This is a genomic window from Colwellia sp. MB02u-14 (genome assembly GCF_014076915.1).
Lineage (GTDB): Bacteria > Pseudomonadota > Gammaproteobacteria > Enterobacterales > Alteromonadaceae > Colwellia_A.
This window is the reverse complement of record NZ_JACGUX010000006.1, coordinates 162393-177719: the sequence shown is the minus strand read 5'-3', so window position 1 is coordinate 177719 and position 15327 is coordinate 162393. Positions and strand designations below refer to the sequence as shown.

Sequence of the window (15327 nt, the reverse complement as noted above, 5' to 3'; positions counted from 1 at the left end):
TTTGATCTGTTTTTAAAACGATTAAAAATGGAGCGAAAATATAGGGTCAACTGAGTTTGTATAATAAGCCATATAAATTGAGTAGTCGTTTTACATGGCTTAATCAAACCGCTATTTAGTCGTCGGATTTTTCACATATTTATCTAACCATTGATGTTGTTCCCATAACATATGTAACAATGACTCTCTGGCTCTATAACCATGCTGTTCGTGGGGTAACATGACTAAACGAGCATTGCCACCAAGGCCTTTAAGAGCGGCAAACATTCGTTCAGATTGCATCGGAAATGTGCCTGAATTTGGATCTTCTTTACCATGGATCATCAACATAGGTTCATTTATTTTTTCTGCATGAAAAAAGGGTGACATAGAAGCATAAGTTGATTGACCTTCCCAGAAGCTACGTTCTTCACCTTGAAAACCAAAGGGGGTTAAGGTACGGTTATAAGCACCACTTCGAGCAATACCCGCTTTAAATAAGTCACTATGAGCCAGTAAATTAGCGACCATAAATGCGCCATAAGAATGACCTGCGATAGCGATACGATCCTTATCAGTAACTCCTTTTGCAACCAAAACATCAACAGCCGCTTGAGCACTTGAAACTAGCTGTTCACGGAATGTGTCATTAGGTAAAGTGCCGTCAAAGCCAACAATTGGCATTTTAGCACCAGAGAACACGGCAAAACCTTGCGCTAAATGTGGCATAGGCCCCCAATAGCTAACACGCACGAATTCATAAGGCGAATCAGATACTTGTCCTGCAACTTTTTTATCTTTGTATTCTCTTGGATAAGCCCAAATTAAGGTAGGTAATGGCCCTTGGCTTTTATCATAATCCGCGGGTAAATAAAGTGTGCCACTCAACTCAACGCCATCTTTACGTTTATATTTCAGCTTTTCTTTACTCACTCCGACAAAAGCAGGTGTTGGGTGTGGAAAATCAGTAAATTGAATTAAGGTATTTTTACTTAAGTCACGGACAAAAAAGTTTGGCTGTTCAGTAGTCGATTCTCGCAGCGTCATTACTTTAGTGGCTTGTTCATTAAGTACTAAAACAATACGCTCATAATAAGGTGCTGTAGATTTCCACACGTTTATTTTCTTTTTAGCACTAAAATCATATTGATTTAAAAAAGGAATATTGCCTTCTGCAGAGGCACCTGTGCCGGTCAAATAAACGCTATTATTGTTATCTAACGTTTTAATAACATTTATGCCAAATTGGTTTCTTTCTTTGATGAAACGACCGGGATCATTATAACGGTCGTTATAAGAACGCTCTTGAAAGAGTATTTTTTTTACATTAGTTTGACTCGGATTAAATTTCCACTGTCTTATTTGACGATCACTAAAGCGCCAATCACTTATCATAGCAAAGTTTTTATTACCCCAGGTTATATCATCAAAACGACGTTCTATTTTTTGGAATAGTTTAGGATCATTTTTAAAAGGAGCTGTCCAGGTGTATACATAGTCATGATGCTCAATGTCTGTTTTCATGCTACCGCCATCTTGGGCTTCTGCCCAAACTAAAGTCGCAGCTACATCACTTCGCCAATTGATATTACGGCGACCTTCTCGAACAGAGTCAAATCCTTTGGGTATATTTTCTCCTGAAGCCAAATCGGCAACTTGAGTCACTAATTTACCTTCAACCGACCAAACTTGTGTTTCCTCTGGAAATCGTCTTGCTGGTACAAGATAAGAAAAAGGCTTTTTAACTTGCGAGACTAATAAATACTGACCATCAGGTGAAAGGGTGAAATCTTTAACCATGGCTGTTTTTCCAAGCTTATTTATTCTACCCGCCAAGCTAATTTCAGCTAATTGAGAACGCGTTAAAAACTCAAAAAGAGCTTCATCATAAGGCGTTTTTAATAAGTTTGAGTATGTTCTTACCGCTGCTTTTATTCCTGAAGTTGTTTGGATCACTGGCTGAATCTTTGCTTTAGACGCTTGAGGTTTATCGCTTGCTTTAGCAATCGTTAATCGGGTATAGAACCCTGTAGAATCGCGTTTCCAACGATATTGAGTCCCACCAAGTGAAGCATTAATTGCGTGCTTACTCACTTGCTTAGTTTTTTTAGTTTTGAGGTTATATTTCCACAAGGTTAATCCTTGTTTGTTTTCTACGATAAAGGCTAAATATTGAGAGTTAGGTGAAAAGTTCACACTCATAATTTTACCTGCAGGCAACTCCTTAATCGCAACTTGTTCATCGCCATCTACTTTTTTAAGGGTAATACTTGTATAGCCACTTGACCGACTTGGGGCAAAAATACTGGCATTAATTCTTAATCCTGCAAGTTTTTCTTCGGGCTGAGCAAGTTCCTCAATCGATTTAGCTCCAGGACGAGCTAATATAGCCACCCATTGTTTATCTGCCGAAATACGCACACTTGGTTGCCTTGGCGCGTCAACTAAATCTGCAAGTTGTTTGGGTGGTATTTTAAAGTCGTTGTCTGCAATAGCATTTTGGCTAAAAGCTACAGTGAGTAAAATAAGTAGTAAACGTTTCAATGAGATATCCCTTTTCTTAGTTTAAAATTATAATTGTTAATATCATACCCTATTTCGCTTTTTGGGGAAAAGCGAGGGGAAATATTGTCCAAGTTATTTATATTCAAGCATCAGGACATTATCAAAAAACGCTTAAAGCATCGTGGTAGCCTTTACTCAGTTGAGTTATCTACCGGTGAAATAATTCCATTAGGAAGATTCAATATGTCATTATTAACACGAGATTTGATAACTAAAGTTTAATTGTTTACGTTTATACGGGTTAAGTCTATTTAGCAGGTGGTGGTATTTTGCGAAATAACCAAATAAGGTTTAGAATAATTTCCCTTCAAAAAATACATATGCATGTTAATGGCACAGCGTTTATTAAGACATTAAACGTGTAAGAGTTCGTTAAACAATTAGTCATAGTTAATGCTGGGAATAATGATGAAAAAGAAAACGGTAAAAGATTTACTTAAAACGCATGAAAAGCTTGTACACAGTGAAAATGTTACGGTAATTTCTCATGTACAAAGAGAACAAGATAAGTGGTTTGTTAATACAGTGATGATAAAGGGCTGTAATGCACCATTTAAATATAAGCGCAAAAAAGTTTATAAATCTCTCGCTAAGCAACAAGTAAATATGACCTATTACGCGGGTACTGAAACGATTGCTGGTTTTGACATAGAGATCATGAATATTGTTAGAATAAAAGTCGCATAGTTTTAAGCCTTTTCAATATAATTATCCATATGACTTTATTCTTAAATAACAAAATAATATATCAGCATATAACTATTAGTTATTTTCGATATAAAAATAAGTTATTTGCACTTAATTTAGCCTAATTAGTATTCATCTCTTGACGAAAGCGCCGCCATCTTACATAAATAAGCTATCAATAATAAAGTTATTGATCGATACAGACATTTATTAATAAAAACTAAAAAATAATAAATGTAATTTTGGGGACAGCGAGAGGATTTTATTATGATATTAAATCATATATGGGGATTGTACACTGACCCTAAGAAAGAATGGCACACAATTGAAAAACGTCATGAAAGCTTAATGTATAGCATGGTTCATATTCTTACCATTGCGTTAATACCGGCCATTTGTAGTTATTTCGCAGCCGCTCATATTGGGTGGACAATAGGCGTAGGTGACCCAATAAAGCTCACTCAATCGAGTGCAATGTCAATGTCAGTAGCAATGTATTTAGGCTTAGTTTTTGGCGTTATTGGTTTAGCTTTTTTAATTCAGTGGATGGCAAAAACATTTGACGCTAAACCTGATTTTACGCAATCTTTAGAGTTAGCTGCTTATACCGCAACACCATTATTAATGGTTGGTGTAACCGCATTATTTCCTGTTTTATGGTTTGTTGCTTTAGCAGGGCTAGGCGCACTTTGTTACTCTGTTTATTTACTTTATTCAGGCGTTCCCATCATGATGAATATTCCTGAAGAGAAAGGGTTTATTTATTCAAGTTCCGTGGTTACCTGTGGTCTAGTACTACTTGTTTCTTTAATGGCATTTAGCGCCATTATGTTAGGTATGGGTTTTGGCTCCGAATATGTATCGTAACGTTTTAGCGTTATCAGAACGACATTGTTAATCACTAATAGTATGCGGCATAAGTTCTTTTTATAATAAAAAGCCCGTTTGGCGTGAAGCTAAACGGGCTTTTTTTTAATACGATAAATCACTAGCTACTGTTATTAACTCGCTATTCGGCACCTTCGTTGTGCATATCAATAATTGAATCAGCATTTTTATCTGAATCTTCTTTATTATCATTGTTTCTCAAAGCGTCTAATCGTTCTAAATAGCCTTGGTTAATGTCTTTAGTAATATACTGACCATCGAACACTGATGTTTCGAACTGTTTAATTTCAGGGTTTACACTGCCTACAGCACTCACCAAATCTTCCAATGTTTGATAGATAAGTTTATCTGCACCAATTAACTGGCAAATATCGTCGACTTCACGTCCGTGAGCAATCAATTCATTGGCACTTGGCATATCAATACCATAGACATTAGGAAAACGAATTTCCGGGGCTGCTGAAGCGAAATAAACATTCTTAGCACCGGCAGAGCGAGCCATTTCAATGATTTGTCCAGAAGTGGTGCCACGTACAATAGAGTCATCAACCAACAAAACGTTCTTGCCAGCAAATTCAGTTGTTATAGCATTAAGTTTACGACGTACTGATTTTTTACGCTGCTCTTGACCAGGCATAATAAAAGTACGCCCAATATACCTATTTTTCACAAAACCTTGGCGATACGGAATACCAAGATGACGAGCAATTTCTAGCGCAGTATCACATGATGTTTCAGGGATGGGGATAACAACATCAATATCTATGTCTTCCCATTCTTTAGCTATTTTATCACCCAATTTTTTGCCCATTTCAACACGAGAACCATATACAGAAATTTTATCAATAGCTGAGTCAGGACGAGCAAAATAAACGTATTCAAAAATACAAGGGTTGTAAGCTGGGTTTTCTGCACATTGTTGACTGTGTATTTGTCCATCTTCAGTGAAATAAATTGCTTCACCAGGGGCAACATCTCGCACAAATTCAAAGTCGTTGGCATCAAGTGCTACCGACTCAGAAGCCACCATATATTCAGTGCCTGTAGCAGTTACACGCTTACCAAATACTAAAGGACGAATTCCATTTGGGTCACGAAATACAACCATGCCATGACCTATAATTAAGGCAACCGTTGCATAAGCGCCACGAATTCGCTTGTGCACATTACTGATCGCTTTAAAAATATCATCAGGTGTTAATTTTAAATTTTCAGTCAGTTGTAATTCATGACCAAGAATATTCAGTAATAACTCAGAATCAGACGTCGTATTAACATGACGACGTGCAACATTAAACAACCACTCTTTTAATTCTATCGCATTGGTTAAATTACCATTATGTGCGAGAGAAATCCCAAAAGGGGCATTGGCATAAAAAGGTTGAGCTTCTGAAGAACTTGAGGTGCCTGCGGTTGGGTATCTAATATGACCAATACCCATGTTACCTTGTAATCGCAACATATGACGTGTGTGAAATACGTCTTTTACCAAACCATTACCTTTGCGTAGTCTGAAGGTATTGTTATGAATAGTCACAATACCAGCAGCGTCTTGACCACGATGTTGCAGTACAGTTAATCCGTCATATAATGCCTGACCAACCGATGTTTTCCCAACAATGCCAACAATACCACACATGAGCTTACTCTCCACAGAACTAAGTTTAAAAGCGTTTTAAAGAAAATAAACGCTAAGTAAATAAAAATTATACTAATTAGTATCAGCCCCGTATTAATGGCACTGGAATAAAATTATTTCAAAAAGCTTGATGAATTTTTTAGGTATTCAAAAAACCATTCTACAATGAGTGTAAACTCGGGGATCAGTTGAGAACTTGTCCACCACGTGGTTGATGATGCAGGTGTAAAGGCATCCATAAAGAATAGCACAGCACTAATAATTAATACGCCACGTAATGCACCAAAAACAAGACCTAGTATACGATCGGTACCAGATAAACCCGTTTTACTGACGAGTTGACCAATTAAATAATTAACAAGTGCACCGAGAATTAACGTAGTGATAAAGAGAATAGCAATCGCAGCAGCATTACGAAGCGTTTGATCGGAAATATTAGTCAATAAACTGGAGAGGTTTACATAAAAATTACTGGCAATAAAAAAGGCACTGATCCAGATAACTAGCGAAACTGCTTCTTTAACAAAGCCGCGCACTAAGCTAATTAATGTTGAAATGCCTACAACTGCCAAGATGGCATAGTCTATCCAAACCATAAATTAAACGCTACCAATGAATACTTACCAGTATAATCAGGCGCGCATTCTAACAGGAATACGCCTTATTGTGCCAATCTTTTATTTTTACAGTGAATTATTTTGTTGGGTAGAAGCGAGCAACTTTACCTTGAACTCCAGTGAGATTTTCCAATGGAGTAATTTTTTCCATTAGTGAGCTTTTAATAAGTTCGGGGCCAATAAAGACTTTGATTAATGCACCATTTTTTGTATTTATCGGTTTAGTAAAAGCGGTGTAACCGTTGTCTTTAAGCTTGAGCAATAACTTAGCAACATTTTTTTTATGTCGAAAACTCCCTAATTGCACCACCCATGCTTGTTTTAATACTGACTTTTCCGGCAAGGTTTTTTCTGGTATTTTCTCGGTTAGTTCTTTTTCTGCACTCACCGTTGAATTATTTAAACGCTGAGCATCACTGTCTTTACCCTCAGTTTGAACCGCATATTTTATCGGTTGTTCCGCAGTCGGTAATTCATCATCTAGCGCAAGTTCATCACTCAATGCTTCATCTTTTATTTTTACAATTTTATCTTGAGGAAAAATCCGCGTATTCTTGTCAAATTCAACATGAGGTGGAGGTGGAATTTTTTCAAACTCATCTTGATAAGTCTTTTTATTGCCGTCAAGTAAATCTGGCAAAATAATAATAGCAATTGCAGCCACGATAATAGTGCCAACTAAGCGATTTTGAAAAGGTGTAGACAAATGAAACTCCCCGGCTGAAGTTAATAAAACTACAGCAGTAAACGTCTGACTTCAGCAACGGTATAAAATGATCCAAACACTAAAATAAGATCTGTTGCTGTTGAATTTTTGTTAGCCATTCTAAATGCCTGAGTAATATTGTCAAAACAATTAGCTGAATCTTCATTTAATGACAGTTTTTCGGCTAACTCTTTTGCGCTAGCGCCACGAGGCATTGATAATCCACCTAAATACCAATGATCAACAAGGGCTGATAATGGTCGAAAGGTATTGGCAATATCTTTGTCTTTTAGCATACCAGTAACGGCATAGAGTTTGTTGTACTGTTGTGATTTCAAGTATTCAACTAAATAACGCGCTGCTTGTGGGTTATGGCCAACATCCAGCAAAACACGACTGTTTAAACCTTTGCTCGTGAAAAGTTCTGTACGTCCAGCAACTTTTGTTGTTTGGATTAAAGCATTGATATTTTCAGTATTAAAAACAAACGAGAAATCTTTTAGTAGTGCCAAAGCTGTTAATGCTGTCGCTACGTTGTCTTGAGGTATAAAGGGTTTAGCTAACTTATTAACTCGCAGTTCACCAAATTTCCAGCACCACAAAGCGCAAAAGGGCTTGTTAGCCACTGATGGTAGCATTTTAATAGAAAAGTCATGCTCGCGCAGACTTACAAGCGCGTTGATGTTTTTGGCGTGTGTAAGCACAGATTTAGGACATTGAGTATCACCTATTACGACTTTTTGATTAGCTCGCATAATACCCGCTTTTTCAAAGCCAATGCTTTCACGGTTGTCCCCTAAATAAGCTTGGTGGTCTAAATCTATTGTGGTGATCACGGCAATATCAGCATCAATTAAATTTGTAGCATCTAGGCGTCCACCTAAACCAACTTCAAGAATAATGAAGGCTGGCTTTATTGCCATTAATACAATAAATGCAGCTAAGGTTGTATATTCATAGTAAGTCAGTGAAATATCGTCACGCTGTTCTTCTATTAGCTCAAATGCAGAGATCAATGATTGGTCGTCTATATCGATATTATTAATACGTAAACGTTCATTAAAATTTTCAATATGTGGTGAAGAATACACCGCAACCGTTTTATCATGAGCGAGCAAAGCATTTTCAATAAAAGCACATGTTGTACCTTTACCATTAGTACCTGCAACCGTGATCACTTGAGCAAAACTGAAATCGATATTTAATCGCTTGGCGACATGCGAAATACGTGTCAGACCCAAGTCAATTTCAGTTAAATGAATAGTTTCTAAATAAGAAAGCCATTGAGCTAGAGACTTTCTAGCAGAATGGCTTTTATTGTTTTTTTGCATAATATATTTATGAAACGTTAAGGCTTGGATGCCCCATGAATTTAGCTAACAGTCGAGACAGTGTATTTCGCATATCACGTCGATCAACAATAATATCAATAGCACCCTTCTCTTTTAAAAACTCACTGCGTTGAAAACCTTCAGGTAGTTTTTCACGTACGGTTTGTTCAATAACACGTGGGCCAGCAAAACCAATTAAGGCTTTAGGCTCTGCGACGTTAACATCACCTAGCATCGCTAAACTAGCTGATACACCGCCCATCGTTGGGTCAGTTAATACCGAAACGTAAGGTAAACCTTTTTCACTCATTTTTGCTAGTGCGGCACTCGTTTTTGCCATTTGCATTAATGAAAATAGTGCTTCTTGCATCCGCGCGCCGCCACTGGCAGAAAAACAAACAAGTGGGACATTATGCTCAAGGCAGTATTCAACCCCTTTAACAAACCTAGCTCCCACAACCGAGGCCATTGATCCGCCTAAAAATGAAAATTCAAAAGCCGCAGCAACAATTGGCATACCGTTGAGTTCGCCTCTCATAACAACAAGTGCATCTTTTTCACCGGTACTTTTTTGCGCCGCACTTAAACGGTCTTTATAGCGTTTTGAATCTTTGAACTTCAAGATATCTTGTGCTTCAAACTCTTCACCTAATTCAGCACGGTTATCTTTATCTAAAAAGCAATCGATTCGCTTACGTGCAGAAATACGCATGTGGTGATCACATTTTGGACAAACTGATAATAATCTATCAAGTTCAGCTTTATAAAGCACCGCATTACAAGAAGAGCACTTGCTCCAAACACCCTCAGGGATATTGCGCTTTTGTGTTGTCTTCGCTTTTGGGAGAATTCTTTCGATCCAGCTCATAATTTATTTTTGCCTTCTTTACCTAATATGTTCTTAGGAACATAAAAAAATTTGCCGCTATTGGTTTCAACCTATCAGCAAATTGTTAATTTTTGAATTACTCTAACTATAACCGACAATTAAAGCACATTTAGCCCTACTGTGAATACAAAAAACTGGTCTGTTTTGTTGGAATTAACAGTTTGTAATTGCTCATTCTGCCAATATTTATCTTAAAGTAAAAATAGTGGCCCCAGCGGAGGTTTTGGGATATTAAACTCTTGTGGGTAGTCGACACCAACAAAATATAAACCCGCAGCGGATGCCATCATACCAGCTACGCAACGATTTTTAGCTTCGAGTACTTCACCCAGCCACGCTACTGCTTCTAATTGTTGACCTACACGCATTAAACTACCCGCGATATTTCTCACCATATGGTGTAAAAAAGCATTGCCTTTTACATCAATAATAACAAAGTCGCCTTGGCGAGAAACATTACAGTGAATCAGTGTTCGAACCGGAGAGTGTGACTGACAATGAACCGTCCGAAAAGAAGTAAAATCATGCTTACCCAGTAAAGACTGAGCCGCCTGATGCATTAATTTTTCATCGAGTGGATAATGACAGGACGTTATTCCCTGACTTAAAATCGCAGACCTTAAACGATTGTTATTAATAACATAGCGATAACGACGTGCTGTTGCGCTAAATCGAGCATGAAAACTTTCATCAACTTGCTTCACCCACGAAACAGCAATGTCACTGGGTAAATTAGTATTAACGCCAAGTGTCCAAGCAACATCTTTACGCACTTTATCTGTTTCAAAGTGAATAACTTGGTTGGTTGCACTAACACCTGTGTCGGTCCTACCGGCACAAATAACTTCAATGTTTTCATCAGCAATTTTTGATAAGGCTTTTTCTACATTTTGTTGAACACTGACCGCATTTTTTTGTCGTTGCCAACCGTGATAACGACTTCCATCGTATTCAATACCTAAAGCGTAACGCATCAATAACTCCCAATTATAATGCGCACATTATCCAATATTTTAAGGTTTATGCCAATGAGGTTTTACATAATAGCCTCTAGCTATCAACGTTTAGGATTTTAATTGCCATTAAACACGATTATTTAAAGAGAATGAAGTAAACATCGTTGCTCTGTATTTGATTTATTGAACGCCGTATCAAATCATTCTGAATCGATTGAAGCCGCGCTTTAACCTCTCTCATCATTGGGCGTGGCGATATAAAAAAAGCCACAAAAGTGGCTTTAAATAAAAGGTTCAAGCGTGTTATTTATAAACTGATATTATCAAGTAATTGCTGAGCATCAAATTGTTGCTGTGCGTCGCCTTTTTCAACAACATCTTGAAGTATCACTTCAGCATTTTCATTGTCGCCAATTTCAATATAAACTTTGGCTAAATCCAATTTTGCAGCGATACCGTTATCGTCTTCGTCTTCGGCAGAGTTATCGCCAGAAAATTCAGGAAACTGACTTAATCCGACATTAAAATCAGTTTTATTGTAAGGTTCATCAGCATTTGTTGAGCCTAGACTATCGGATAATAAAGAGTCTACAGAAACAAAATCGTCTTCATCGCTATTAAAATCAATATTTAAATTATTATCACTATCTAGATCATCTCCAATCTCTAAAGCATCATCTAAGTCGAGACTAAAATCCTCTTCATCAATGACTATGTTGATTTCATCATCTGATTGCTCTGCTGCTAAGTCAACCGTATCTAGGTCGATATCATCAGTCGTAAAATTATCAGATAAATCTAAACCACTTGACGAGGGGGGCTGACCTTCTTCTATATTGGCGAGTAGTTCATCAAAGTCGACATTATCAAGGTCTTCAATCGCGTCACTCTCACTATTATAACTAACAGCACTGCTTTGTGTAGTTTTTTCATCAGCCAATAAATCCGCTAATACGTCACTATCGGTATAATCAGTTGATGATTCAGCCCCTTGATCATTCGCTGGTCCATCAGTAAGTATATCATCTCCAATATCTAACTCATTTGTAAGCGAGTTATCGCTGTCTGCAACTTCAGCCAACAGTGCATCTATGTCAAGTTCATCAGACAAGTTTTTGTTTTCGCTCGTGCTGACATCAGCGTCATCAATTGACTTTTCAATATTTTCATTAAGCAACGCACTAAAATCTACGGATAAGAACGGTGCGACATAATCATTTGTAAAGTTTTCAATAAGCGCTTTATTTTCACCTTCCGTTGTATCAATTTCATCTGCTGTTATATCAGCGTCTGCATGCATAGGCGATTCGTTGGAAGGCTGCCCTTCATTGCTCTGTATATCGCCAAGCAAACTGTCAATGTCATCAGATTCAGTTAAGTCTATATTTTCATTAATCTTATCTGCAGCTAAATCATCAAGCGGATCAACAATATCATCGGCCGTAATAGGTTTTGACACCTCTCTAGGGTCGGCCATTGAGTCTAATAACGCATCAATGTCGTCAGGATCTGAAATTTCAAAATTTTCAGGCTTCTCGTTGAGTTCTGCAACGGCACTTTCTTTAACCATTGAGTCCATCAAGGCATCAATATCATCTGGGTCTGTTAGCTCTGTCGGACTGTCATTAACCACTTCAGGTATATGATCAGCAGGTTCAGCTGCTGCTATTGAATCCATCAAGGCATCAATATCATCTGGGTCTGTTAGTTCTGTCGGACCGTCATTAACCACTTCAGGTATAGGATCAGCTGCTGGAGCTGCTGCTATTGAATCCATCAAGGCATCAATATCATCTGGGTCAGTCAGCTCTGTCAGACCGTCATCAACCACTTCAGGTATAGGATCAGCTGCTGGAGCTGCTGCCATTGAATCCATCAAGGCATCAATATCATCTGGGTCGGTCAGCTCTGCAGGACCGTCGTCAACCACTTCTGCGGTAGGTGCTGCTGCCATTGAATCCATCAAGGCATCAATATCATCCGGGTCGGTCAGCTCTGCAGGACCGTCGTCAACCACTTCTGGGGTTGGTACTGTTGGAGCTATAGAGTCCATCAACGCATCGATATCGTCAGGGTCAGTGAGTTCAGCAGGCGCTTCCACTACCGAGTCCATCAACGCATCAATATCGTCAGGGTCAGTGAGTTCAGCAGGCGCTTCCACTACCGAATCCATCAACGCATCGATATCGTCAGGGTCAGTGAGTTCAGCAGGCGCTTCCACTACCGAATCCATCAACGCATCGATATCGTCAGGGTCAGTGAGTTCAGCAGGCGCTTCCACTACCGAGTCCATCAACGCATCGATATCGTCAGGGTCAGTGAGTTCAGCAGGCGCTTCCACTACCGATTCCATCAACGCATCGATATCGTTAGGGTCAGTGAGTTCAGCAGGTGCCTTTTCATCTGTAGCTTCATTTAATAAATCATTAAGTAAATCTTGACCTAATTCGCCTCCTTCTAATACTTCTCCTGCCGCCTCTTCCTTGCTTGTATCTTCTTCATCCTCGTCACCAAGACCTGAAAGTAAAGAGTCTAAATCACTTTGATCTAACTCTCCACCTTCTAGCTCTTCACCATCAAGTGATATATCTTCCAAATCATCTAAATCATCAAGTCCATCTAAGTCATCTAAGTCATCTAAATCTTCATCTAAATGAATAACATCATCAAGTAACTCATCATCTAGGGAGCCTAAGCCATCGTCATCGTCAGAAAATAATGAATCATCCAAATTAAGATCATCTTCATCTAGGTCCATTGACAGTTCATCGTCTAAAGATAACTCATCATCGAGCGATAATTCATCATCAAGGGAGAGTTCACTGTCTAAAGTCCCAAGTGTTTCTTCTTTATTTTCAGGCTTTTCTTGTTCAGCTGCTTTTGACTTTTTAGGCTTAGCAACGTTTTCTACTTCACCACTTTTCTTACGACGTATTAACCAAGCACCAAACATTATGGCACTCAATGCTGGCAAGGTTGACATAAGTATCTTGAACCAAAGTTGTGACGTTATCCCTTCATTTTCAAGTTCAATTTTTTGTTTTTCTAATAATAGTTCTTGCTCTCTCGCTTCTGCCTTTTCTAGTAGTTTTTGTTGAAGCGCTATAACATCATTAAGCTGAAGCTTTATTTCTTTGCCTTTTGCTACTTCATTTTGCATGACATCGAGCTGTTCATTGAAATTACTTAAACGAGAATTAAGATTTTCATTTTCTTTGAGTATCGCTTGCAAGCCATCAATGGAATCTAAAACATCATTTTGAATAGTTTCTAAGCGAACCGTTTGCTTTGTATCTATTTCTTCAAGTTGTGCATTAATTTCTTTTTTTGTTGCGTCTAAATCTTTCTTTTTAATGGCGAGTTCAGCGGGAGGAACAACTTTTTTCTTCACTGTTTTAGCGACTTTCTTTTGCCATGTTTTATCATCAGTCGTTGATTTACTTTTTGCCTGCACGGGATTTATTGCACGCATTTCATCAATAGACGGTAATTTTAAATATTGTCCGTTATTAAGATGATTTAAATTATTTTCTTTAAATGCTTGAGGATTTTTTTGATATAGCGCCTGCATCACTTGATAAACAGATAACGCTGGGTCTGGACGAACTTTTAAAGCAATATTCCATAGGGTATCTTTTGACGTAATAGGTCCATATTGATCATACGGAAACATATCCGTAGCTTTAGGTCCCCTAATACGAATACCGCCTTCTTCAAAGGCGAATAGAGAAACACTAAATGTAGTCATGCTTATAAATATTACCTGCCATAGGCACAGGCGTAATAATCGATGCATCAAGTTTCCTAATTATTTTTATTTATTGCCAATAGTTTGGCACTTTAAGCCTAGAGAAAGTAAAGCAAATTCTATTCCAACCTTACTCTTACGACCTATATGATAGCAAGTAAATACCAAGAGTTTTAGTCATAACGAAACAAAAAAACTCGTCGTTAACTATAACGACGAGTTTTGATTTTTCTTTAATAAATCTTAAGGTTAACGAGCATTTAACCTGAACTAACTCACTTGGGGTAATTTATGAAAGGTAGTCTTTAACCAATAACTCTGCAATTTGTACACTGTTAGTTGCTGCACCTTTACGTACATTGTCAGCAACAACCCACATATTTATACCGCTACTGTGACTAATATCTTCACGAATACGACCAACATAGGTTGCATCTTTTCCGCTTGCATCGCCTATCTGGGTTGGAAAGTCTTCGTCATTACGACAAACAACAAGTCCTTGAGCTTGCTCTAATAAATCTTTAACTTCTTCAGCTGAAATAGGTGTTCCTGTTTCAATATGTAACGATTCACCATGACCAAAGAATACGGGGACGCGAACGGCAGTTGGGTTAACAAGTACATTTTCGTCACCAAGAATTTTTTTAGTTTCCCATACCATTTTCATTTCTTCTTTGGTGTAGCCATTATCCATGAACACATCAATTTGAGGGATAACATTAAAAGCGATTTGACGAGGAAAATGTTTTGTTTCAACAGGCTTTCCGCTTAATAAATCTGCAGTTTGTTTTGCTAGTTCGTCTATTGCTGCTTTACCGCCACCAGAAACTGATTGGTAAGTGGAGACGTTAATACGATTAATACCCACAGCATCATAAATAGGCTTTAACGCCACCATCATTTGAATCGTTGAACAATTAGGGTTAGCGATGATATTACGGTTGCGATAATCAGCTAATGCACTTGGGTTAACTTCAGGGACGATCAGAGGGATATCTGCGTCGTATCTAAACTCTGAGGTATTATCAATAACAATACAACCTGCTTCACCAGCAATAGGTGCAAATTTAGCAGATACTGAACCACCTGCTGAGAAGAAACCAATTTGTGCTTGGCTAAAATCAAAATGGTCAGCGTCGAGTACTTCAATACTCTCCCCATTAAAATCAATAAATTCACCGGCTGAACGTGCACTAGCCAGCGGATATAATTTATTAATTGGAAAATCACGTTCTTCTAATAACTCTATGATGGTTTTACCCACCAAGCCTGTTGCGCCTAAAACGCAGACATCAAATTTTTGTGCCATATCACTCTCTCTT

The 15327-nt window shown here is 38.1% G+C and carries 11 protein-coding genes; 2 read left to right on the top strand and 9 right to left on the bottom strand.

Going from position 1 to position 15327, the window contains the following annotated elements:
- Positions 1–111: 111 nt before the first annotated feature.
- The gene (locus H4J52_RS02195) at positions 112–2529 is read right to left on the bottom strand and encodes an alpha/beta hydrolase family protein (RefSeq protein WP_404851839.1); all 2418 of its coding nucleotides are present in this window, start codon (positions 2527–2529) and stop codon (positions 112–114) included.
- 423 nt (positions 2530–2952) lie between these two features.
- Here H4J52_RS02195 and H4J52_RS02190 point away from each other — a divergent pair, with 423 nt between their 5' ends.
- Positions 2953–3231 carry a hypothetical protein gene (locus H4J52_RS02190; protein WP_404851968.1) on the top strand — a complete coding sequence of 93 codons (279 nt, stop codon included), beginning with the start codon at positions 2953–2955 and terminating at the stop codon, positions 3229–3231.
- Positions 3232–3498: 267 nt separating this feature from the next.
- Positions 3499–4098, top strand: a complete 600-nt coding sequence (locus H4J52_RS02185) for a Yip1 family protein (RefSeq protein WP_182178049.1) — start codon at positions 3499–3501, stop codon at positions 4096–4098.
- Positions 4099–4240: 142 nt separating this feature from the next.
- On the opposite strand, the gene purF is transcribed toward H4J52_RS02185, so the two are convergent.
- The 8 genes from purF to H4J52_RS02145 all read right to left on the bottom strand — a co-directional run bounded on the left by purF (position 4241) and on the right by H4J52_RS02145 (position 15314).
- On the bottom strand, positions 4241–5758 hold the full coding sequence (gene purF / locus H4J52_RS02180; protein WP_182178051.1) for an amidophosphoribosyltransferase: 1518 nt from the start codon (positions 5756–5758) through the stop codon (positions 4241–4243).
- Between the two features lie 113 nt (positions 5759–5871).
- Positions 5872–6354: a CvpA family protein gene (locus H4J52_RS02175; RefSeq protein WP_182178053.1), complete on the bottom strand. Its 483-nt coding sequence runs from the start codon at positions 6352–6354 to the stop codon at positions 5872–5874.
- 97 nt (positions 6355–6451) lie between these two features.
- A complete protein-coding gene (locus H4J52_RS02170; protein ID WP_182224152.1) occupies positions 6452–7081 on the bottom strand; it encodes an SPOR domain-containing protein in 630 nt (209 codons plus the stop codon).
- A 29-nt stretch (positions 7082–7110) separates the two neighbouring features.
- Positions 7111–8412 (bottom strand): bifunctional tetrahydrofolate synthase/dihydrofolate synthase, encoded by a 1302-nt coding sequence (folC, locus tag H4J52_RS02165; RefSeq protein WP_182178057.1) that lies wholly within the window; start codon positions 8410–8412, stop codon positions 7111–7113.
- Between the two features lie 7 nt (positions 8413–8419).
- Positions 8420–9280: an acetyl-CoA carboxylase, carboxyltransferase subunit beta gene (accD, locus tag H4J52_RS02160; protein ID WP_182178059.1), complete on the bottom strand. Its 861-nt coding sequence runs from the start codon at positions 9278–9280 to the stop codon at positions 8420–8422.
- A 212-nt stretch (positions 9281–9492) separates the two neighbouring features.
- Positions 9493–10275 (bottom strand): tRNA pseudouridine(38-40) synthase TruA, encoded by a 783-nt coding sequence (truA, locus tag H4J52_RS02155; RefSeq protein ID WP_182178061.1) that lies wholly within the window; start codon positions 10273–10275, stop codon positions 9493–9495.
- A gap of 289 nt (positions 10276–10564) precedes the next feature.
- Positions 10565–14005, bottom strand: coding sequence for a FimV/HubP family polar landmark protein (locus tag H4J52_RS02150; RefSeq protein WP_182224151.1), 3441 nt, complete (start codon positions 14003–14005; stop codon positions 10565–10567).
- 289 nt (positions 14006–14294) lie between these two features.
- Positions 14295–15314 carry an aspartate-semialdehyde dehydrogenase gene (locus H4J52_RS02145; protein WP_182178069.1) on the bottom strand — a complete coding sequence of 340 codons (1020 nt, stop codon included), beginning with the start codon at positions 15312–15314 and terminating at the stop codon, positions 14295–14297.
- Between the last annotated feature and the right edge of the window lie 13 nt (positions 15315–15327).